Origin of the sequence: Halomonas hibernica, from assembly GCF_013183775.1 — a bacterium.
GTDB lineage: Bacteria > Pseudomonadota > Gammaproteobacteria > Pseudomonadales > Halomonadaceae > Vreelandella > Vreelandella citrativorans.
In genome coordinates this window covers 14,120-36,094 of the sequence record NZ_VIFN01000001.1, presented here as the reverse complement: position 1 = coordinate 36,094, position 21,975 = coordinate 14,120, and the positions used below count along the sequence as shown (strand labels likewise).

The following is a 21,975-nucleotide window of genomic DNA, read 5'->3' as shown; positions in this document are numbered from 1 at the left end:
GACGGCGCTGGCGGCTGCCCTGGTGTCCAATGACGCTTTATTCAAATGCAGACGACTCATAAAGTCATGTTTTAAAAACCATAGTTTAAAAACGCCGACGGTTCGTTGTGATCAACGATCCAGCGTCGGTGGCGCACCAATATTCATGGCACGCTCATAGCTGCCACCATCGGTATCAGGTATTGCAAAGGTCACCTGATCATCCGTTAGCCAGGCATTCACTTCTTCGATCGCCGGTACATCCAACAACCCTGCCTGCTGGCGCAACCCAAGGAAGTTAACGACATAGTCGTAACGTGACTCAGCATAATCAGCAATGGCGTCGTAATAATTCTGCTCGGCATTCAGCACATCGACGATATTACGTGTGCCGACTTCATACCCTACCTGCGTGGCTTCCAACGCACTGCGCGCTGATACGATAGTTTGCTGACGCGCTTCTACCGTTTCAACGTTATTGCTGACCTGGGTGTAGAGCGAGCGTACTTGCTGGATCGTGGTACGACGCTGAGACTCAAACTCGTACTGCGTACTTTCCAACTGGTAAGTGCCTTGGCGGATACTCGCACTGGTACTGCCACCGGTATAAATAGGCAGATTGGCCGATATCCCGACCTGACCGGAGGCGTCATAACCGCTAACCGCATCGCGATCATTATCGGCATGCTGATAGTTGGCGAATGCTTGGAACGTGGGCAGGCGACCGGCACGGGCAATATCAACGCCCACGCGTGAAATTTCGATGCCCGCCTGCTGAGCAAGGACTTGAGGATTAAGCTCAATCGCTTGTTCAACCCAGTAGTCACGATTGCTTGAAGGCTTCACCACCGGCATCGCATCGCCTAGCGCGTTGATGTTCGGGTAACGCTGACCGGTTAACTGCTCAAGCACCTCAAAAGCCACCTGCAGGTTACTCTCAGCGGCGAGCCGATTAGCACGCGACTGATCATAGCTTGAGCGTGCTTCTTCGACGTCGGTAATGGCAATCAAACCAACTTCAAACTGCTCACTGGCCTGCTCCAACTGACGTTCAATAGCACGCTCTTGGGCCTGTCGGGTGGTCAGTACATCATGCGCACGAAGGATATCGAAATAGGCGTTAACAACATCAAAAAGCAGCTGTTGTTCGGTCGCAGCCAGCAGGTAGAACTGCTGGTCGATTTCGCGATCAGCCTGATTGAATTGCTGGCGCGCCACTTCATCAAACAGCATTTGAGTGGCTTCCAGGGTCAGCGATACGCTGTTATAGCGATCATCTCCCCCTCCAACACCTACTCCCCCTCCGGCGCCCGGTGTGGTGCGCGTTGACTGACTTTCAAATTGTTCATGGTGCGCCACGTTGCCTGATGCATTTACCTGCGGCAGCAGCGCGCCTCTCGCAACATCCCGACCGGCTTCGACCCCAGAGTACTGAGCACGAGCTGAATTTAGCGTGGCGTTATTGCTCAGCGCTTCACGCGTGACCGTTATCAGGTCTGCCGCCTGAGCAGGCAGCGCAATAGACGCAGTGAAAACGGCTAGTAATAAGGGTCGTAAAGGGGCATTGACTGCCCAGTGTGCCAGTCGCATGGAGGTGCCTCTAGGTGTCAACGATGGGAGTGCTATTAGTAAACTATTTATGGAAGATGGCATTATAGTTACATTCATGTATGTATGCTAGACTTGAAGTCTACCAAATTGTATGAACAAAGAGCTTGTCAAGCCTCATCCGGCTAACCTGGACCAAAGCATGACACCGGGGTTTTCAGCACTGCTTCTCTGCTATTCTTCACGCTATCGTCCTGCCCCTTTGTTTATATTTTACTGTTTGTACTTTAGTGGGTAATCCTTCTATTACTACTTCTTTTGCTACATCTATTACTGCTATTACTGCCACTTCGCTTTCAGCTTAGTGAGCGCAGGTTTCAAGTAGAGCTACGCGCTGCTCAATACCGGTGCGATAGGTCGCTCCAAAAAGCAGTAAATGATTAAGCAGCGGGTACAGCTGAAACAATGCCTCACGCCTCGACCAATCAGCCGGGGCACTGCCCTCCCAGTAGGCATCAAAAAAGCCGCTGCCCGGCAAACCAAACAGCGTCAGCATGGCAATATCCACATCGGGATAATGACGATACACGGCAGGGTCGATCAAGGCAGGGCCACGGGTAGTTATCAATACGTTGCCCGACCATAAGTCGCCATGCAAAAGGCTTGCAGGCGCCTCTGGCAGCCACTCTTCAAGCTGATAAGCAATGTGTTCAATGCGGGCGCGTAGTGCATGATCAATCAAGCCGTGTTGAAAGCAGGCATCACTAAGCGGGAATAGGCGCCTCTCGCGCTGAAAAACGCGCCCATCCTTATGCAGCGTATTGGATTGTGGCGTTTGCCCACAGGCATTATCCTCATGCCAGCCGTGGGCTTCGCCAATGGCGCTATGCAGCTCACGCAGCCCTTCGCCCAAGAGGGTGTCACTGGTGGGCCCGCTGGGTTGGGTATTTAACGACTCAAGCAGCAACCACTCTTCATCCAAGCCTAGCACGTCCGGCACAATAAGCGTTTTGCAGGCTCCTCTAAGGGCACGTAGCCCTTCCGCTTCTCCGCGCAAGCGCTCGGCCTTGTCATGCTTGACGACCACCTGCCCCTGGCAGGTTTCAAGTGCATATACCGCCGCACTGTCTCCACCGCCAAGCGGCGTTAATTCACCGGTTGGCCGTATCGCTTGGGCGTCGAGTAACCTTCGCAGGGTAGCATCCATCGCCGTCTCCGCTGGATAGTATTCCCCCAGTGTGCCTGCTAACCCCTGTGCACGTCGATTTTTTGAAAATGTTATAAGCCGCTATACGTTTTGATGGCGCTGCTTTAGCGCTTGTGTATAGCGCGCATAGACCTCTTGATACGCCTCAACGCGTGCAAGGTTCGGCTCAGCAAGCGATTGCGCATCAAGATGAACGAGGCGGTTACATAACGCGTCAAGCGTTACGCCCTGTGCACGTTGATCACACCATGCAGCTTGAATGGCCGCACCTAGCGCAGCGGCATCGGTAATCTCAGGGCATATTACTTCCGTGCCCGTAATATCGGCCACCATCTGCCGCCATACCGGGCTATTGGCCCCGCCGCCGATCAGCCGAATTTGGCTGGCGCCTGCGGTTAAATCGCCCAGTAACTCAAGCCCATAGCGCAGCCCGAAGGTAGCCCCTTCAACCACCGCACGGCACAGGTTTGCCTGGTGGGTATTGATACTGTTCAAGCCCAAAAAATCAGCCGACGCCTCCGGCAGCATGGGTACGCGCTCGCCGTTGAAAAACGGCAGCACGGTAACGCCCTCAGCACCTACCGGAGCGCTGGCCACCAGGTCGCTAAACGTTGTTAAATCCAAACCAAACAGTTCACGTATCCGCGTGGTAGCCGAAGTCACGTTCATGGTGCAGATAAGCGGCAACCACCCGCCGGTACTTGAGCAGAAATTAGCCACCATGGCGTTATCGCAGAGAATAGGCTCAGGCGAATAAGCGCAAACGGTGCCCGAGGTACCCAGGCTAAGGGTTATCAGGCCTGGGGTAATATTGCCGGTACCAATCGCCCCTAGCATGTTGTCGCCGCCGCCTGAAGAGACCACCACGTTATCGCCAAGCCCCAGCTCGCGGGCAATCAGTGGGCGCACCATCCCTGCCGGTTCATGAGCTTCCAACAAGCGTGGCAGTACGCGCTGCGGGTCAAGCTCAGGGGCTATTTCAGCAAACACCTCTAACTGCCAGCACCGCGTGCGGGTATCAAAATAGCCGGTACCCGAGGCATCGCCCGCTTCGGTCACACGCTCGCCTGTCAGCCAAAAATTCAGGTAATCGTGGGGCAATAACAGACTATCGATGCGCCGGTAGGCGTCCGGCTGATGCTCGCGCAGCCAAGCGACTTTAGAGGCGGTATAGCCGGTCTGTAGCACCAGCCCCAACTTCTCCAGGCACCCTGCTTCACCGCCCAAGCGGGCGACAAGGTCACTGTTTTGGGCGCTGGTTTCGGTATCGCACCATAGTTTGGCGGGGTAAACCGGCACGCCATCGGCATCCAACGCCACCATGCCATGCTGCTGACCTGACACACCGATACCGCGAACCTGCGAGGCATTGACCCCAGCGCGCTCCAGGGCACTAAAAAAAGCACCTTTTAAAGCCGCCAACCACTCAGAGGGCGCCTGTTCACGGCGGCCATTTTCACCTTCATCCAGCCGATGCGGGCGGCTTGCTTCGCCCCGGATAACGCCGCGCTCCACATCAACCACTACGACCTTGGTACTCTGGGTACCGCAATCCACACCAATATACATCACAGCGTTCCTTTGGATGCCACAAGCGCCTCAAGCGTAGCCCGTGCGCCGTGCTTATGCAGCGAATTAAGCGTTTGGACATAAGCCTCATAAAAGCGCGGATGGTCGACCAGGTCGCCGAACAGCTCACGATTGTCGATAAACGCACTGGGCCGGGTACGGTTTTCAGCGGCGATTGCGGTCAGCGTTTCCTTTAAGCGATCTACAATCTCGATGGGCTCGCCCTGCTCATCAACCCCTTCAGCGTAGCGTGCCCAGCTGGCCACTACCGCTGCGCTGCGCTTGATCTCGCCTCCGTGAGCAAGCTGATGATGGATCACCGGCACCAGCCACTTGGGAATACGGTCTGAACTTTCGGCACACAGCCGCGCTAGCGTATCCTTAATTTCGGGGTTGGCAAACCGTTCAATCAGCGTTAAGCGGTAAGCTTCCAGGTCGACACCGGGCACAGGCGCCAACGTGGGCGAGCCCTCTTCACGCATATAGCCGAGCAGAAAATCCACAAACAAGGGGTCCTGGCAAACTTCGTGAGCATAGCGATAGCCCGCTAAATAGCCAAAGTAGGTGAGCGCCTGATGGCTGGCATTTAAAAGCCGCAGCTTCATTAACTCGTAAGGCTCGACATCCTCAACCACCTGCACGCCGACCTGCTCAAACCGCGGACGACCCAGCGGAAAGTGATCTTCCAGCACCCACTGCGTAAACGGCTCGCATACCACCGGCCAAGCGTCTTCTACCCCAAAGCGCTGAGACAGTTCGTCAATATCCGCCGGTGCGGTAACGGGAGTGATGCGGTCGACCATGGCGTTGGGAAACGCAACTTCTGACGCAAGCCACTCGCCCAGCTGGCTATCGCGGGCACGGGCATAGGCGGTGAACATGCGCTTGGCCACGTCGCCATTGCCCTGAATGTTGTCACACGACATGACGGTAAACGGAGCAATACCGCGCTCACGGCGGCGTACCAGCGCCTCGACAATCAGGCCAAAACTGGTGGAGGGCTTTTCAGGGTGCGCAAGATCCTCACGCACTTGGGGATTTTCCAGGTTAAATTCGCCCGTCACCGGATGAAAGTTATAGCCTCCTTCCGTCACGGTGAGTGACACAATCCGAATGGCCGGGTCGGCCATCTGCTCTATGACCGCCTCTGCGTCCTCCGGGGCAAACAGGTAATTAACCATGCTGCCGATAACCCGAGGCTCGTACTGGCCGTTAGGGTGCTTCACCACCAGAGCGTAAAGGTAATCCTGCGCGGCAAGCGCCTGCTGCATGCGTTTATCACCCAGCATAACGCCAACGCCCACGATACCCCAATCAAGCGCCAGTCCTTGCTGCATCAGCTCATCAAGGTACATGGCTTGATGAGCCCGATGAAAACCGCCCACGCCGACATGCACAATGCCAGGCGTTAGCTTCGCACGCTCATAGCATGGTATGGCAACATCGCCGTTTAAATTGCCCAGATTGTGATTATTAAGTCGGGTCATGGGTACTCTCCAGCCAAAACCTGCTTGGCGCGATGGGTAGGTTTGAAAACGGTTAAAAAGAGGGTGAAGCAGCGCATTGGCATTAGTGCCAGTGTTGATCGGGAGGTAAGGAGCAGCGCTTTACGAGTTGCGCGTTGAGCATATCTTTTCGGTGGGTACGCTCCAGCGCCCCTGCGTGGTCCTGGCCCATCTCAAGCCACCGCAGGATTAGCCGGTCCACCAATATCTCATCGTCGACGTCCAGAAACAGCGTCCAGTCAAACAGCGGACGTAGCTCACGCCAGGGGGAGCGGTCGAGCAGCAAGTAGTTACCCTCGACAATCACAATGCGTTGCTCAAGGGTGATGAGCCGCCCTCCTGCCCGCGCTAAATCCAACGGCCGATCAAAGACGGGCACCGCGACCGGATGCTGCGCTTGGCGAATACGCTCAAGGGCGCTGCACAACCCGTCCACATCGAAGGTATGAGGCGCGCCTTTTATCGGCAGTTGCTGCTTGCCCAGCACGGCATTGTCGAAATGGTAGCCGTCCATCGGCACGAGCCCCGCCTGGCCTGGAAGCAGCTGATTAATGGCCTCGCAAAGCAAAGCGCTACGATAGGACTTACCTGCGCCGGGCGGCCCTGCCAGCGCAACCAGATAGCGCGAAGCGCCCTCGGCTGAACCAATAATTTGGCGGGCCAGGCTATCAAGTTCGGGTGTCATAACCACCTCAGCTCATCCAGTTACCGCCATCCACATTGAGCGTCTGAGCAACAACGTAATCGCTGTCGGCACTAGCCAAAAAGACGGCGGCACCGGTGTGATCTTCCGGCAAGCCCATGCGGCCAAAGGGTACGGCTTCACTGACCAGGCGCTTTTTCTCGCCCAAGGGGCGGTTTTCATAGCGAGCAAACAGCGCATCCACCGCTTCCCACATCGGAGTATCGACGACACCTGGGGCAATGCCGTTAACGTTGATCGCATGTTTGATCAAGTCCAGGCCAGAGGATTGCGTCAGGCTAATCACGGCGGCTTTACTGGCGCAGTAAACGCTCACCAAGGCCTCGCCCCGCCTTCCTGCCTGGGAGGCCATATTGATAATTTTGCCGCCCCGCCCCTGCTCAACCATCCATTGAGCAACCGCCTGTAGCGTAAAGAAAAGCCCCTTGGTATTCACCGCAAACTGCTTATCAAAACTCTCCTCGGTCACTTCAAGCACCGGTGCCAAATCAAAAACTGCGGCGTTATTGACCAAAATATCGATACCGCCAAAATGCGCCACGACCTTTTCCACCATGGCATCAATAGAGGCGCGCTGGCAGACATTAAGCACGACCCCTAGCGTCTCCTGCCCACGGGCCTGCTGGTGCAACACGGCAAGGGCTTCCTCAATGGCCGCGGCATCAATATCCGCCACCACCACCTTGGCCCCCTCCTCCAAATAGCGTTGCGCAATTGCCAAGCCGATGCCCCGTGCGCCCCCGGTAATCACCGCTACTTTATCGGTCAGTTTCATTATCGCCCCGTCTTATTTGAGTGTTGTTGAGTGCTAACAGCCGCCTGCTTAGCTAGCAATGCGTACTTGCCACTCATTCACCAGCGCGTTCAGCCCCTGCATGTGCTCCAAAATACGCCATGCGCCTGCGTGTAAAAGCCGTGCTGGCTGTTCGGCATCCACGTGGCTGGCACCGACAAAACCAATGACACACATACCGGCCGCGTGAGCGGCGGTGACACCCGCCACGCTGTCTTCGATGACCAGACAATTACCAGGGAGATAGCCCAGCTGCGTGGCGGCCAGCAGATAAAGCGCGGGGTCTGGCTTGGGGTTGGCTACTTGGTCCGCCGTAAAAATAGGCGTGTCCTTGCCAAAGGCATCGGCCAGCTGAGTGCACGCAAGTGACGCTACAACCCGCTGACGGCGGCTGTTGGATACCACCGCCTTGGCCAAGGGAATTGCCAACACGGCATCGTGCACGCCCGCGACAGGGGCAAGCTCACGCGCCAGGCGCGCCTCAATGGTCGCGTCCACCTGCTCAGTGGCGTTATCAGGTAGCGTATACACGCTGTGCTGCTCCAGGTGCTTAAGAATATCGCCGGTGGTCATCCCCAACGCCTGGCTAAGCCGCTCAGCAATGTTCAAATCGGGTAGCCACCTACCGAGATACTCCTCCAGCACACCTTCCGCCAGTGCTTCGCTATCGACCAACACGCCATCACAATCAAATATAACCGCCTTCATGCCAGCACCTCAGCGTCACCTGATGTGCGGTTATCGTGTCGCGTAAGCCCCGCCAGCGGATGCTGAGCAAGACTAGGCAACGCGCGGCCATCGGCTGCAAACAAGTGTGCTCGCTCAGGGGCGAAGCCAAAGCGTATGGTCTCGTGAACGCGATAGGCCACATCCCCATCCGTCATCAGCGTGACCAACAGGTCACCCATACGTACATACAGCGAGGTTTGCCCACCCAAGCGCTCAAGCACTTCAATCTGGCCACTGAGCGCACCCGCCTCATCAAGCACCAGGTGCTCGGGGCGAATACCCAGTTCAAGGGCTGGCTGGCTTTCGACTGGTGTGTTTTCAGAAGACGCGTTTTCAAGCGCTTGGGCGTTGACGGGCACCATGCATTCGCCACCACCTGGCAAGCGAACCTGAACACCTTCCGGCGAGGTACTGATTAATTCAACATCAAAGAAATTCATTTTTGGCGAGCCAATAAACCCGGCCACAAAGCGGTTGGCCGGGTGATGGTAGAGCGCCATGGGTGAACCGACCTGTTCGACCACGCCGTCATGCAAGACGACGATTTTATCGGCCATGGTCATGGCTTCAATCTGGTCGTGGGTCACGTAAATCATGGTGGCATTGAGTTTTTCGTGCAGGCGGGCAAGCTCAATACGCATCTGTACGCGCAGCGCGGCATCCAGGTTGGAAAGCGGCTCATCAAACAGGAAAATACTCGGGTTACGCACGATAGCTCGACCAATCGCCACGCGCTGACGCTGACCGCCAGAAAGCGCCTTGGGCTTGCGGTCAAGCAGCGGCTCAAGCTGAAGTATTTTAGCGGTTTCCAGCACCTTGGCACGGCGCTCCTCTTTGGACACACCGGCCAAGCGCATGCTAAAGCCCATATTGCCTTCTACCGTCATGTGCGGGTACAGGGCATAGCTTTGAAACACCATCGCCAGGCCACGGTCGGCAGGCCCCACATCGTTCATTCGCTGGCCATCAATCACAATGTCGCCATCGGTGGTGCTCTCAAGCCCCGCGATAATGCGCATCAGCGTTGATTTTCCACAGCCGGAAGGCCCCACAAACACCACAAACTCGCGGTCGTTGACTTCAAGGTTGATCCCTTTGATGACCGCGGTGTCGTCAAAGCGCTTGGTAATATTGTTAAGTTGTAAGGTTGCCATGCAAAACTCCTTTACTTGACGGCGCCAAAGGTCAGGCCACGCACCATTTGTTTTTGGGTCATCCAGCCAAGAATGAGGATAGGAGCGATGGCCATGGTAGAAGCCGCCGAGAGCTTGGCCCAGAACAGCCCTTCAGGACTTGAGAACGAGGCGATATAAGCGGTTAACGGTGCTGCCTTGGAAGAGGTGAGATTGAGACTCCAGAACGCTTCGTTCCAGCTCAAGATAACCGAGAGCAAACCGGTAGAGGCAATGCCTGGCAGAGTGAGCGGCAAGAGCAGGAAGAACACTTCTTGTAGCGTCGTGGCACCGTCCATTCGCCCGGCTTCAAGGATGTCCTTGGGCATGTCCTTAAAGAAGGTGTAAAGCATCCACACCACAATCGGCAGGTTCATTAGCGTGTAAATAATGATCAGCCCCGTGCGGGTGTCCAGCAGTCCGACATCGCGGAAAATAAGATAGATCGGTACCAACACGCCAACAGGCGGCAGCATCTTGGTAGAGAGCATCCAGAGCAACGTGCCCTTGGTGCGTTTAGTGGGCAGAAAGGCCATGGCATAGGCAGAAGGAATAGCAATTAACAGCGCCAGAAACGTCGAGCCAAAGGCGACGGCAACACTGTTCAGCGCAAAGCGTGCGTAGCCTGAGCGCGCCTGCACGGCTTCGTAGCTTTCAAGCGTGGGCGTAAAGATAAAGCTTGGGTCGGCAATTGCGGCCGCTTCGGTTTTAAACCCGGTGAGTATCATCCATAAAATCGGGAAGAAAATCACCAGCGCTACCGACCAGCCCACCAGCGTAATCACGAGCGTTTTCATGCCGGCCGACCCGCGGGCAGTGCCCGCCCCCGACACGTTTTGCGCTGGCGTAGTGGAACGTAATAATGACATTTATATTCTCCAAGTGCCCAAAGCGCTAATCTTCAAGGTTTTTCGCAACCATCCGCACCAGGAAAATCGCCACGATGTTGGCAAGAATAATCGTGATTACCCCGCCTGCAGAGGCAACACCCACATCAAAATCAAGCAGCGCCCGCATGTAGATCAGATAAGCCAAATTGGTGGTCGCAAGCCCAGGTCCGCCTGAGGTGGTCACAAAAATTTCGGCAAAAATGGTCAGCAGGAAGATCATTTCGATCATGATCACCACGCTGATGGCTCGCTTAAGATGAGGAAGCGTTATAAAGAAGAAGATCGCGATAGGCCCGGCACCATCCATCCGTGCGGCTTCCACCTGGTCTTCATCCAGGGACTGCATGGCGGTGAGCAGAATCAACAGCGCAAAGGGTAGCCACTGCCACGCCACAATAATCACGATGGAGGTTAACGGGAGCGTTGAAAACCAATCCACGGCAGGCAAACCAAGTGAGTTTGCCAACCACGCCAACACCCCGTTAGAGGGGTGCATCATCATGTTTTTCCACACCAGCGCACTCACGGTGGGCATTACAAAAAAGGGGGAAATTGCCAGCACTCGGGCAATACCGCGCCCGGCAAAGTCTTGTTGAAAAAGAACGGCCAGCAGCGTGCCGCCCACTACGGTAATCGCCAATACCCAGCCTACCAGCAGCAAGGTATTGCCCATTGCCTTCCACAGTGCGGGGTCGGTTAGCAAATACTCGTAGTTTTCAACCCCGGCAAAGCCACTCATGCCTGGCATCAGCAGGTTGTAGTACTGGAAGGAGAACCATATCGTCATGCCTAACGGTATGATCATCCATAACAACAGCAGCGTCACAGCGGGGGCTTGAAGCGATAACGTTCTTAGCCCGCCAACCGTACGGCCAGAAGCACGTGTTTTAGTCATGGGAATACCTGCGCGAAAAAACCAACGAGAAACCGTTACAACACGCCTACCCGCGTAACGGGTAGGCGCTTTTACTTATTAGTCGTTGTAACCCGCTCGCTGCATAGTGCGCTCAGTGGCGCGCTGGGCGCTGTTTAGCGCTTGCTCTACCGTGGTGTCACCGGTTAACGCAGCGGCAATGCTCTGCCCTACCTGGGTGCCAATCGCTTGGAACTCTGGAATATTGACAATTTGCACGCCGGTATACGGGTTCGGCTCTAGCGTGGAGTCGGTCGGGTCGGCATTTTGAATCGCATTCAGCACAAAATCAGCGAAAGGCGCCGCCTCCGTGTACTGCTCATTGGCGTAGGTGGATGCGCGAGTGCCCGGCGGTACGTTGGTCCACCCTTGGGTTTCGCCCACCAGCTCAATGTACTCTTGTGATGTCGCCCAAGAGATAAACTGCTTAGCGGCATCTTTATGCTCGGAGGAGGCAGGAATCGCTAGTGCCCAAGTCCATAACCAGTGCGAGCCTTTTGGCGTTTCAGCCACGGGCGCCGGGGCAAATCCGAGGTTGTCGGCGACGCTGGACTCGTCACCATCATAAAGCGTGCCCGCGGCGGAGGTAGCATCGACCCACATCGCACAGTTACCGCGTGAGAACAGCGCCAGGTTCTCATTAAAGCCGTTGGAGCTGGCGCCAGGAGGGCCGTAGTTACCCAGCAAGTCCACATAGAACTCAATGGCATTCATCCAGGGCTCAGAATTGATTTCAGGGTTCCACTCTTCATCAAACCAGCGGCCACCGTAGGTATTGACCAGCGTAGTGACGAAGGCCATGTTTTCACCCCAACCGGGTTTGCCACGCAGGCAGATACCCGCCACTCCTTCCTGCGCACCGTGGAGCTGCTCGGCCCAGTCGCGCACCTCGCTCCAGGTCGGCTGTTCGGGCATTTCAATCCCGGCCTCCTCGAAGAGGTCTTTGCGGTAGTACATCATCGAGCTTTCCGCATAAAACGGCAGCGCGTATGGCGTGCCGTCAAGGCTTAGCCCGTCGCGTACGGACGCCAACAAGTCGTCTACAGCGTACTCATCAGGCAGGTCATTCAAGGGTTCAAGCCACTCGCGCTTCGCCCAGATCGGTGCTTCATAAGCGCCAATCGTCATCACATCAAACTGGCCGCCACCCGTGGCAATATCGGTGGTCATGCGCTGCCGAAGAACGTTCTCCTCCAGCACCACCCAGTCCAACGTAATATCCGGATGCGCCTCTTCAAACGCATCGGTCAAGCTCTGCATGATCACCATATCGTTATTATTAACGGTGGCGACCGTGATTTCAGTTTGTGCCTGAGCATGGCCTGCCACGGCAATGGCCGCTGCTAAGGTGGTGACGGGCAAGTGACGCGCGAGTCGCATATAACTCTCCTTTGGCTAATGTTGGCATTATTATCGCCTGATCATTTTGATCATGTTTCGAACAAATGATCGTACGTAGAGGAAAAAAAATCAAAGCCCTGCGGCTTAGACTTTATGGTTACGCCTCTTTTTAACGCATTATGCTTGGCGGGAAGGTAGCCGCTCAACAATGCGCCGTGCCGCCACTTCGTCGGTGATTAAGCCTTTTAACCAGCCGCCTTGTAGCGCCGCATGAATGCCTAACGCTTTATCGTAGCCACCGGCAATCGCGACCATAAGATGCTTGCCAAAATGCTCAAGCGGCAAGCTTGTCACACGCCGCGTAATGGAGCAGTCAATGACTTCGCCTTGGCTATTTAACGGCCAGCCGAGCAGCTCCCCCACGGCCTCCAAACCCAACAATTCATCAAGCTCGCGCTCACTGATAAAGTGGTCCTGGAACAACGTCGCCTGGCGGTCGATTCGCCCTACCCCAATAAACGCGGCTTCCGACGTCCGAGCCACATTGGCGATAGCCTGAAACAGGCGCTGGGAAAGCATTGCGTTTTTCTCGTCAATCGATTCGGCCACCACCGGCGCGGGGAGTAGAAATCGTTCGCCACCGGTTTTATCCGCCAAGAGCATCACCGCATCGTAGCGGTTGGCCGAGCCATCCCGGGCGACATTCCCCACCAGCGACACAAACCGGTGCTGGGGCCGCTCCGTTCGATCAAGCGCTTCTACCGCCGCCCGCACAGAGCGTCCACTACCCAGTGATAGCGTCAACGGCTCGCCACGCTCAACCAACTTGCCGATGCGCTCTGCCCCGGCAACGCCCAGGTAGTACGTGGCGCTTTCCGCAGATGCCGTCTCAGCGGGCACTACATCGCAAAAGGTCAGCCCAAAATGTTCACGTAGCGTGTGGCCCAGCGTCATGCAGCTCGAAATAGGATGGTCAATATGCACCTTCACCAACCCTTCCTGACGCGCAAACGCCAACAGACGCTGTACGCCTGGCCGGGAAACCCCCAACTGGCTTGCGATTTCATCCTGCGTTAGGCCGCCCACATACGACATCCAGGCGGCTCTGGCCGCTTGGTCCAACTTCACCTCAAATTTATCCATCGGTTGGCGTCCTGCCTTTCATTGATAACGTGACAATAACCATATTCACAAAAGCGTCATCATACAAAGCTAATCATGCGACCAGAAGCCGTCTGTTCGCTACTATTGTTCACTACTGTTGTTCACTACTATGTCACCAGGTATGTCACCAGGCTGTGTTTTAAGTGCCATTTTTTTAAAGTCACGTTTTAACAGGAGTATGGCATGTATAAGCTTGCGTTTTTTGTGCCCATTGACGATGCCGAAAGCGTTAAAGAAGCCGTTTTCGAGACGGGCGCCGGGCGAATCGGCAACTATGAAGCCTGCTGCTTTCAAACCCGTGGCACCGGTCAGTTTCGCCCGCTTTCAGGTGCTGACCCGCATATCGGCGCAGTCGGAACACTCGAGCACGTTGAAGAGCTTAAGGTGGAGCTCGTTTGCCAAGACACCTGCATCCACGCGGCTATCGCCGCGCTTAAGCTTGCCCACCCTTATGAAGAAGTCGCTTATGATGTTTGGCAGCTTGCCGAGCTTTAGGGCTTGCTCGCTTAAGCACTACCGAAGTAACGTTCACGATCCTCAGATGTGATCGTGCCCGTATGTAGCGGAAAGTGATGTTGGAGCCGGTCCCGGTAGAAATGATGCAGCGTCCGCTCAATGGTCGGAAAGGCTATCTCATCCCAGGGAATTTCATGCTCATCAAACAAGGCGACCTCAAGGCTTTCAACACCGGCGCTAAAGCCACCGACAAGCTCTGCGCGAAAAATCATATACACCTGATTAATATGCGGTAAATCAATCAGGGTATAAAGGTCGCCCAGGAGCACCTCGGCATGCGCTTCCTCACGGGTTTCGCGGGCGGCAGCCTGTTGCGTCGTTTCCGCGTTTTCCATATACCCGGCAGGCAGCGTCCAGTAGCCTTTACGAGGTGAAATGGCACGTTTACATAACAAGACTTTGGAGCCACTGACGGGCAGCGTTCCAGCGACAATGCGCGGGTTCTGGTAGTGAATAGTACCGCAGGCATCGCATAGGTAGCGCGGCCGGTCGTCACCTTCGGGGACTGCGAAACGTACGTTATCGCCGCACTGGCTGCAAAAATTCATGGCATATTCCTACGGCTAAATGGCACACGTTATCGATGCTTGACGCACATAACCACTGCTGGGTAAAAAGGGACAAAGTGACGGGATACCCCATGTTAGAGAATCTACGCAAACGGCTGCAACAGCTCAACCCACAAAGGCTAGATCAATGTCAGATGCGCGAAGCCGCTGTGCTGATTCCTGTGGTTGATCGCGCATCGCCTACCTTGCTGTTTACACGCAGGGCAAGCCACTTAACTACCCATAGCGGTCAGGTTGCGTTTCCCGGCGGCAAGCGCGAGCCGGAAGATACAGATCTTTACGCCACGGCGCTGCGCGAAGCTCAGGAAGAGATCGCTCTTGATCCAGCAGTGGTCGAGCCGCTAGGCCGACTTTCAGATGTGATTTCGCTGCATGGCCTCCGGGTAACACCGTGGGTGGGCATTATTCCACCGGACCTGCCTTTGGTCGCAGACCTCGGTGAATTAGACGCCATCTTTGAAGTCCCTCTTAGCCACTTTTTAGAGGACCAGCGTACCCATACGGATGTCATTCCTGTCGATGGCGTACCTCACTACGTACCTAGTTACCACGTGGATGGCCATGTGATCTGGGGGCTTTCAGCGATGATGCTGGTCGAGTTGTTAGCCGAAGGATTTGGCATGCCCATCGACTTATATCAACAACCCCCGGGTATACTACGGCACTATCCTGAGCGTACTAGCCCTGAACGTACCAGCCAACTGTCCGCTGACCACCATCCGGCGATGCCCAAGAGTATACGCAAATGATGCTTTCAAACTTCACCACGTCGCCCGTGCTAACGCCCGCTGCACAAGTAGCGATTGTTGATGCGCTGGTGGAGCAAGGCTGGTATGTGGGGCGCGCGGCGATCAATCTTGATCTTTGCCACGCCTTACACCGTGAGCTTTCGCACATGGCCAAGCATGATGCGCTTGAAGAAGCCGGGATTGGCCGAGGTCAGCAGCATCATTTGCGCAAGGATATTCGCGGCGATGCTATTCACTGGCTGGATCGTCAAAGTGAAGCCCAACGCCACTATCTTGATGCAATGAGCGAGCTACAGCAGTCGCTTAACCAAGCGCTGTTTTTAGGCCTTTTTGAGTATGAAGCGCATTTTGCCCATTATCCGGCGGGCGCTTTTTACCAGCGCCATTTGGACAGCTTTCGCGGCCGCGCCAACCGAGTAATTTCTACCGTCGGCTATTTAAATCCTCAATGGCCAAGTGATGGCGGCGGCGAAATGGTGATCTATCACCCTGATGATGCCAGTCAGGAAGTTGCCCGTGTTGTACCGGAAGCCGGAACGTTTGCCTGCTTTTTGTCAGAAACCGTTCCTCACGAGGTGCTTCCCACCCACCAACCTCGCTCCAGCATTGCTGGCTGGTTTAGGCGTAATGCTTCGCTAGGCGGCGTACTGGACCCTGCCCGCTAGGCTTTACGAAAACTGCTACTTAACCCCTATCAAAGCGGCATACATACCCCAGAGAAGTCTTCTCGAAAGAGGCAGGCTTCCATGCCCCCTGACACAACTTCCGTTAACTAGCACAACGAACCTGCCATTGATTGTAAAGCCTTGCCAACAGTCTTTAAAAATCCGATATTTAAAAAATATGTTAACAATACTATTGAAAAACAGAGCACAGCGACTACATTGATATTGTGTCAAACACGGAGCTTCACACAACCGTAACAAGGCTTTTTAATTGCAAACAAGGCTCAAAGCATACTTTGCAACTGATCATCAAGCCTTTGACACCTAATGTATATTCTGCATTTTAAGGAAAGGCAGCGATTCAAGTATCACTGCCTGGTTCATAAACTGGATCGTTCTGAATCGTTAGTTCTAACTATTTGATTTAGACATCAACGTAAGATACTGAGCCTTATCAAGGAGCAAGAGAAATGAAGATGATCAAATCAGCCGTCATTGGTACACTAATGGTTCCTGCTTTCATGCTAGCAGCAGGTAACGTAAGCGCCGAAGAAACAACATCAACGACCGTTGAAGTTGAAGCAACCTACCTGACAAGTGTGCCAGAAAACGTTTTCTACTCAGACTCCCTTAAGGGCCATCATGTTAAAAGCACCGTCGAAGATGACGAGAACATCGGTACTATACACGACCTGATTATTGATGAGAGTGGTCAAGTGACCGCTGTGATCATCGGTGTTGGCGGCTTCCTTGGCATGGGTGAAAAAGATGTCGCCATCGAGTGGGATTCACTCGAACTGATCTGGGATGCGGAAGGTAACGAGTATGATGTCCGCGTTAACGCTTCAAAAGAAGCGCTTGAAGAAGCCGCTGAATTTGAGCGTGACGAAGCAGAAGCGTAAAGCAGCCTTCGTATACTAGCTCTAAGTACACTAGCTCTAAAAGCCTTAGCTTCTGCTAAGGCTTTTTTATATACAAATTAAAGCATAGCGTGCATTTAACACCCGCACTTCCTACAATATAAAAAAACGCTTCCCCTTTACACATATACGCCAAGCGCTGGACTCAAACCAACAGTATCAAGCTTTCTTTATTTTTCAAACACCTTAAAAAGCGCACTCTCTTTACCTATTCGCTATAGCAACCTACACGCTAAACGGCATGCACTAAATCTTTAGTGGCTTATAACTACTGCACTTTAACATTCATTATAAAATATTGGCCATTAAAAAAGCGCTACGTGTTTTAAACGTAGCGCCTATCACTAAAGCACTAGCCTTTTAACTGGGCCGTCATGCTTATCTCTGCATTGAGCACTTTTGATACGGGACAATTTTCTTTGGCTTTTTGGGCGGCCTCTTTGAAGCTCTCTTCATCGGCACCACTTACTTCAGCGGTGACATCCAGATGAATGTTGGAAATGCTAAAGCCTGCTGAATCCTGCTTCAGCGTAACGCTGGCAGTGGTATCAATAGCATCAGCGGTATAACCGGCCTCGCCTAAAATATTGGAAAGCGCCATTGAAAAGCAGCTGGCATGCGCAGCGCCAATCAGCTCTTCCGGATTGGTGCCCTTTTCGTCTTCAAAACGCTGTTTGAAGGAGTAATTAGCACTGAGAACGCCACTTTCGGTTGAAACGGTGCCTTTTCCATCCTTCAGTCCACCTTCCCAACGTGCGCTAGCTTTACGATCCATGAAAAACTCCTTATCAGTGATAGCGAAAGACCTGATTGATCAGTGGATACTGATATGGTCAAAAAAGGTTGAATGGCCACTCGTATAGAGCAACTGACCACCCCGTTCAGCGTAGCTGATTTTTAGCACAGTGCCGAACTCAGATGATGAGCGCTTCCCAGGCCGCACCAGGCTGTGTACGAAAACTGCCTGCGCTCGACCATACGGCGTTAAAAATCAGCTCGTGCGCGAGTCCGATCAAACTACTCACCCGACTACTGCGTCTCAAGCGCCACGCGCCTCAGCCACCAGCGTATCCCCCACGCGAATAATGCTTCCTGCACCAGCATGCAGTGTCGCGTTCTGCCCAAAATAAGCGCCTTTTAATTCAGGCTGAGTATTCAGGCCTATTAACGTTTTAAGCGGCTCAGCAGGCTCAGGTATCTGGGCCGTTTGCTGGTCTACCGTGGTAATTTTGCAGCGTTTACATGGCTTACGCAGAATAAGTTCAAATGCGCCATTACTAGCCTGTAGCGCTTGCCAACCATCTTCAGCCCATGGCTTGTCGGTTTCGACCACAATACTGGGCCGAAAACGGTTCATGGGAATAGCCTGGCAACCACTCTCCTCAAGGGCACAGTTGAGCGCGTTGAGTGAGCCGGTTGAAGCAATCAAAAAAGGGTAGCCATCCGCAAAAAGCGTGTCGGCGTCATCCCCGTTTAAAAACGCCGTTTCTACCGGACGTTTAAACTGCGTGGCGAAGCGGACCAGGCTTAGGCCACTGCCCTGTTCACCTAAAGCAGCTTCCAGCCAGCTTGAAACGTCGCTGCTTTCAGGCCACGCCTTACAGTGATCATTCCAGACCTGAACGATACGCAGGTTGCCATTCGGTTCTGCAAGCGGTATCGAAAGTGGCTCAACATGGGGGTGTGAAAGTACCAAGGCATCAGTGGTTAAAGCTACTTCTACCGTGGCTAGCGCAGGCCGCTGGCGTTGAGTCACAAAGCGCTGCTGCGTATCAACCAGCATCCAGCGGCGGTCCCACGCAAGGCCGGTGGGCAGCAGTTCACTGTGGGTAAGACTGATACCCTTTAAGGATTTGACCGGATAAATATTGAGCTCGGAGATATGCACGGTAGCCTCGATACAAACGAAAATGGTTACTTTAACCAGCCAGCGCGCTTATCACCAGTGCGGCTGCTCTTGGTAATAGCCCGATCAAAACCGGCTATAGCGTGGCGCCTGTTTCGATGCGATAGCCCAAGTCGACCGTATGATCAGCCACCGCTTCGCCCTGAATCCTGGCCAGCAGTGCTTGCGCGGCAGCCTCCCCAATGGCTTGGCGTGGCGTGATGACACTTGCAAGCTTTGGCGTCATTGCCTGCCCCACGTCGTGGCCGTGGAAACCCGCAATCGCCATCTGCCCAGGCACGTTAATACCGCGGCGCTGACACTCAAAATACGCCCCCACGGCCACGTCATCGTTAGTGCAGAATACGCCATCCGTATGAGGGTAGTCGTTTAAAATTTGCTCGAGAAGCGCTGCGCCTACGCTGTAAGAGGAGCGTTGACTGCTATGCAGCGTTACTGGTGTTAGACCGTGCTGCTCCATTGCCTGGCGGTAGCCCTGCTCACGCTGCAGCGTGCGCTCATCCAGCCGCACAGCCAGATAAATAATCTGTTGTCGGCCATGGCGAATCATTTCACTCACCATATCAAACGCTGCGGCGACGTTGTCATAGCCTACCGCCTGCTGCAGCGGCTTATGATGGGTGTCCATGATTTCCACCACAGGAATACCGGCGGTTTCCAGCATTCGCAGCGTGCGGGGAGTGTGATGATGGTCCGAAAGAATCACCCCATCCACGTTGTAAGACAGCACCGATGCCAAACTTCGCTCTTCAACGGCCGGGCTATACCCATAGTGAGACAGCATAAGATGATAACCGGCAGGCTCGGTACGTTTCTCAATCCCCACGATGACATCAGCAAAGACCTGGTTCGTCAGCGAAGGAACCAGCACGCCAATAGAGTGGCTGGTAGCACGCGAAAGTAGATCCGGCGCTCGGTTGGGAATATAGCCGACCTGCTCGGCCACGCTAAGAATACGCTCGCGCAAGCCTTCTGAAACAGTTTCCGGGTCTCTTAGGCAACGACTCACCGTCATTTTGGTTGCCCCGACCTGGTCAGCAATAGTTTGTAGCGTTGGGCGTTTTTTCTTCAAACGGGATACTGCCTCTGTAACAACGATTAGCTGGATGGCGAAGGTAGCCGCGCATCGAGTGTGCCAGTAAATCGGCTCACAATCTCCTCTGGAGAGAGTGAAATGGACAGGCTAACGGCCTCATCATCACCCGGCGGTTGTAAATCAGCAAGCTGGCTGGCCAGCATGTTATCTCCTTTAAAGAAGTGCCCTTCTCTGGTGGCCAGGCGCTCGCGTAATAGCTCCGCGCTCCCTTCCAGGTACAGAATTTGCAGCGCTGAATCGCCCTTGCGCAAACAGTCCCGATAACGCCGCTTTAAGCCCGAACACGCAATCACAGCGGTTTCATTTCGAGCCTGGTAGTGGGCAAACAGTGACGACAGCTTCTCAAGCCACTCCTGACGATCATCATCATTAAGCGGCGTCCCGCCCGCCATTTTGGCTACGTTAGCAGGCGGGTGATAATCGTCACCGTCAATAAACGTAGCATTCATGGCGGCTGCCAGCTGCTGGCCAATGTGGGATTTGCCGCAGCCGGAGGCCCCCATCACCAAAATACGATAAGAAGTAGGGCTCATTAGATAATTTCTCCGAAAAGGCCTGATGTGCGAGGGCACAAAACCATCGTTGTCAGGGTGCCTGGCAGGTAGCGGGTTGACTGGATATCTACAGCTTGAATACCAACTGTTACCGGTAACAAGCGCTTGAAGACTAAAAGACCCAGCACAGACGTGTCAAAGCAAAACCGCCCTTCTACAACCAACGTCTAGCGCTAGCAAGCGAACGTATGGCACGCTACATTAACCCATTGCATCAAGTAGGGAGCCGACATGCCCGCGTTAGAACCTTGTAGGCTAGAGCCGTGCAGTGAGCTGGAACTTGATCATCATTAAAAGATGTCCCTATTACTCGTCCCAAAAAGGAAACTGCTATGTCTATCGAAAAAATTGCTTACCGCGCCCATGCCCACGCGACCGGTGGTCGTGAAGGCAGTGCCAAGTCGTCTGACGGCGCGCTGGACGTCAAACTCAGCACTCCCAAGGAGCTGGGCGGAGCAGGCGGTGAGGGTACCAACCCGGAGCAGCTGTTTGCGGCGGGTTACTCTGCTTGCTTTTTAGGCGCCCTAAAACATGTCGCCAGCCAGGAAAAAGTAACGCTTCCCCAGGATACCGCCATTGAAGGCAGTGTAGGTATTGGTGCCATTCCTACCGGCTTTGGTATCGAAGTCGAGCTAACAATCAGCCTTCCCGGCATTGACAAGAGCATCGCTCAGGATCTGGTCGACAAGGCCCATGTCGTATGCCCTTACTCCAACGCTACCCGTGGCAATATCGACGTTACCCTAACGCTTTCTTAACGTTTTAGCGTTAATCACCCGTTAGTTATTAAGCGCACGCTCCACTGCTCCGCTGGCATGCAGGGCAGTGGTATCGTAAAGCGGCACAGCGGTATGTGCTTGCTCTACCAGTAAGGCAATTTCTGTACAGCCTAGAATGACCGCCTGAGCGCCTTGTTGATGCAGGCTGGCGATCACCTTCAGATAGTGCTCACGGGAGTCATCGTTGATCTTCCCTTGGCATAGCTCATCGAAAATAATGCGATGAACTATCTCGCGTTGCTCCTCCTCTGGCACCACGACCTCAATGCCAAATGTGTCCCGCAAACGCGCCTTGTAGAAATCCTGTTCCATCGTAAAGCGCGTACCCAACAAGCCAACACGCGTTATACCGTCCTTTCGCAGCAGCTCAGCGGTCGCATCAGCGATGTGTAACAGCGGGATGCTGATAGCGTGCTCAATCGCGGGTGCCACTTTATGCATGGTATTGGTGGCCAGCAGTAAAAAGTCAGCGCCGGCCCGCTCAATATTGTGCGCCGCCTCAGCAAGGATTTTTCCAGCGGTTTCCCAATCGCCCTGTTTTTGCAGCGCCTCAATCTCAGCAAAATCGACACTCACCATGGCAATTTTGGCCGAGTGGAGACCGCCCAGCGCGCGCTTTACGCCCTCGTTCAAGGCGCGATAATAGCTTTGCGTGGACTCCCAGCTCATTCCGCCCAGCACCCCAATGGTTTGCATGATTGCCTCCCT

At 54.3% G+C, this 21,975-nt stretch carries 23 protein-coding genes; 5 read left to right on the top strand and 18 right to left on the bottom strand.

Features of this window, described 5'->3' with window-relative positions; genetic code table 11:
- Window positions 1–111: 111 nt before the first annotated feature.
- The 12 genes from FKN99_RS00200 to FKN99_RS00145 form a co-directional block, all read right to left on the bottom strand.
- Window positions 112–1,569, bottom strand: a complete 1,458-nt coding sequence (locus FKN99_RS00200; RefSeq protein ID WP_172116016.1) for a TolC family outer membrane protein — start codon at window positions 1,567–1,569, stop codon at window positions 112–114.
- A gap of 319 nt (window positions 1,570–1,888) precedes the next feature.
- On the bottom strand, window positions 1,889–2,734 hold the full coding sequence (locus tag FKN99_RS00195) for a fructosamine kinase family protein (protein WP_172116015.1): 846 nt from the start codon (window positions 2,732–2,734) through the stop codon (window positions 1,889–1,891).
- 81 nt (window positions 2,735–2,815) lie between these two features.
- Entirely contained in the window at window positions 2,816–4,303 is a 1,488-nt protein-coding gene (xylB, locus tag FKN99_RS00190; RefSeq protein ID WP_172116014.1) for a xylulokinase, read from the bottom strand.
- On the bottom strand, window positions 4,303–5,790 hold the full coding sequence (locus FKN99_RS00185) for a mannitol dehydrogenase family protein (RefSeq protein ID WP_172116013.1): 1,488 nt from the start codon (window positions 5,788–5,790) through the stop codon (window positions 4,303–4,305). The genes xylB and FKN99_RS00185 overlap by 1 nt, the downstream gene beginning before the upstream one ends.
- An 82-nt stretch (window positions 5,791–5,872) precedes the next feature.
- On the bottom strand, window positions 5,873–6,493 hold the full coding sequence (locus FKN99_RS00180; protein WP_172116012.1) for a nucleoside/nucleotide kinase family protein: 621 nt from the start codon (window positions 6,491–6,493) through the stop codon (window positions 5,873–5,875).
- Window positions 6,494–6,500: 7 nt separating this feature from the next.
- On the bottom strand, window positions 6,501–7,286 hold the full coding sequence (locus FKN99_RS00175) for an L-iditol 2-dehydrogenase (protein ID WP_172116011.1): 786 nt from the start codon (window positions 7,284–7,286) through the stop codon (window positions 6,501–6,503).
- Window positions 7,287–7,334: 48 nt separating this feature from the next.
- Window positions 7,335–8,012 (bottom strand): HAD family hydrolase, encoded by a 678-nt coding sequence (locus tag FKN99_RS00170; RefSeq protein WP_172116010.1) that lies wholly within the window; start codon window positions 8,010–8,012, stop codon window positions 7,335–7,337.
- Entirely contained in the window at window positions 8,009–9,187 is a 1,179-nt protein-coding gene (locus FKN99_RS00165) for an ABC transporter ATP-binding protein (RefSeq protein WP_172116009.1), read from the bottom strand. Before FKN99_RS00165 ends, FKN99_RS00170 begins: the two co-directional genes overlap by 4 nt.
- An 11-nt stretch (window positions 9,188–9,198) precedes the next feature.
- Complete coding sequence (locus FKN99_RS00160) at window positions 9,199–10,074, bottom strand: carbohydrate ABC transporter permease (RefSeq protein WP_172116008.1); 876 nt, start codon at window positions 10,072–10,074, stop codon at window positions 9,199–9,201.
- A 25-nt stretch (window positions 10,075–10,099) separates the two neighbouring features.
- Window positions 10,100–10,990: a carbohydrate ABC transporter permease gene (locus tag FKN99_RS00155; protein WP_172116007.1), complete on the bottom strand. Its 891-nt coding sequence runs from the start codon at window positions 10,988–10,990 to the stop codon at window positions 10,100–10,102.
- Window positions 10,991–11,068: 78 nt separating this feature from the next.
- Complete coding sequence (locus tag FKN99_RS00150) at window positions 11,069–12,388, bottom strand: ABC transporter substrate-binding protein (protein WP_172116006.1); 1,320 nt, start codon at window positions 12,386–12,388, stop codon at window positions 11,069–11,071.
- A gap of 138 nt (window positions 12,389–12,526) precedes the next feature.
- Window positions 12,527–13,492, bottom strand: a complete 966-nt coding sequence (locus FKN99_RS00145; protein ID WP_172116005.1) for a sugar-binding transcriptional regulator — start codon at window positions 13,490–13,492, stop codon at window positions 12,527–12,529.
- A 204-nt stretch (window positions 13,493–13,696) separates the two neighbouring features.
- Between FKN99_RS00145 and FKN99_RS00140 the strand changes: the two genes are divergently transcribed.
- The gene (locus FKN99_RS00140) at window positions 13,697–14,008 is read left to right on the top strand and encodes an NGG1p interacting factor NIF3 (RefSeq protein ID WP_172116004.1); all 312 of its coding nucleotides are present in this window, start codon (window positions 13,697–13,699) and stop codon (window positions 14,006–14,008) included.
- An 11-nt stretch (window positions 14,009–14,019) separates the two neighbouring features.
- Here the strand turns inward: FKN99_RS00140 and FKN99_RS00135 are convergent, their stop codons facing one another.
- Window positions 14,020–14,577, bottom strand: a complete 558-nt coding sequence (locus tag FKN99_RS00135; protein WP_172116003.1) for an NUDIX hydrolase — start codon at window positions 14,575–14,577, stop codon at window positions 14,020–14,022.
- A gap of 92 nt (window positions 14,578–14,669) precedes the next feature.
- Here FKN99_RS00135 and FKN99_RS00130 point away from each other — a divergent pair, with 92 nt between their 5' ends.
- The 3 genes from FKN99_RS00130 (at window position 14,670) to FKN99_RS00120 (ending at window position 16,914) form a co-directional block, all read left to right on the top strand.
- On the top strand, window positions 14,670–15,347 hold the full coding sequence (locus FKN99_RS00130; protein WP_172116002.1) for a CoA pyrophosphatase: 678 nt from the start codon (window positions 14,670–14,672) through the stop codon (window positions 15,345–15,347).
- Window positions 15,344–16,012, top strand: a complete 669-nt coding sequence (locus FKN99_RS00125; protein WP_172116001.1) for a 2OG-Fe(II) oxygenase — start codon at window positions 15,344–15,346, stop codon at window positions 16,010–16,012. Before FKN99_RS00130 ends, FKN99_RS00125 begins: the two co-directional genes overlap by 4 nt.
- Window positions 16,013–16,482: 470 nt before the next feature.
- A complete protein-coding gene (locus FKN99_RS00120; RefSeq protein WP_172116000.1) occupies window positions 16,483–16,914 on the top strand; it encodes a PRC-barrel domain-containing protein in 432 nt (143 codons plus the stop codon).
- 370 nt (window positions 16,915–17,284) lie between these two features.
- Here the strand turns inward: FKN99_RS00120 and FKN99_RS00115 are convergent, their stop codons facing one another.
- The 4 genes from FKN99_RS00115 to FKN99_RS00100 form a co-directional block, all read right to left on the bottom strand.
- A complete protein-coding gene (locus FKN99_RS00115) occupies window positions 17,285–17,707 on the bottom strand; it encodes an OsmC family protein (protein WP_172115999.1) in 423 nt (140 codons plus the stop codon).
- Between the two features lie 264 nt (window positions 17,708–17,971).
- On the bottom strand, window positions 17,972–18,820 hold the full coding sequence (locus tag FKN99_RS00110; RefSeq protein WP_172115998.1) for an MOSC domain-containing protein: 849 nt from the start codon (window positions 18,818–18,820) through the stop codon (window positions 17,972–17,974).
- A gap of 94 nt (window positions 18,821–18,914) precedes the next feature.
- A complete protein-coding gene (gene gntR, locus FKN99_RS00105; protein ID WP_172115997.1) occupies window positions 18,915–19,910 on the bottom strand; it encodes a gluconate operon transcriptional repressor GntR in 996 nt (331 codons plus the stop codon).
- Window positions 19,911–19,936: 26 nt separating this feature from the next.
- On the bottom strand, window positions 19,937–20,467 hold the full coding sequence (locus FKN99_RS00100; protein WP_172115996.1) for a gluconokinase: 531 nt from the start codon (window positions 20,465–20,467) through the stop codon (window positions 19,937–19,939).
- 353 nt (window positions 20,468–20,820) lie between these two features.
- Between FKN99_RS00100 and FKN99_RS00095 the strand changes: the two genes are divergently transcribed.
- Window positions 20,821–21,246 carry an organic hydroperoxide resistance protein gene (locus FKN99_RS00095; protein WP_172115995.1) on the top strand — a complete coding sequence of 142 codons (426 nt, stop codon included), beginning with the start codon at window positions 20,821–20,823 and terminating at the stop codon, window positions 21,244–21,246.
- 21 nt (window positions 21,247–21,267) lie between these two features.
- On the opposite strand, the gene FKN99_RS00090 is transcribed toward FKN99_RS00095, so the two are convergent.
- Window positions 21,268–21,963 carry an aspartate/glutamate racemase family protein gene (locus tag FKN99_RS00090; protein ID WP_172115994.1) on the bottom strand — a complete coding sequence of 232 codons (696 nt, stop codon included), beginning with the start codon at window positions 21,961–21,963 and terminating at the stop codon, window positions 21,268–21,270.
- Window positions 21,964–21,975: the final 12 nt, after the last annotated feature.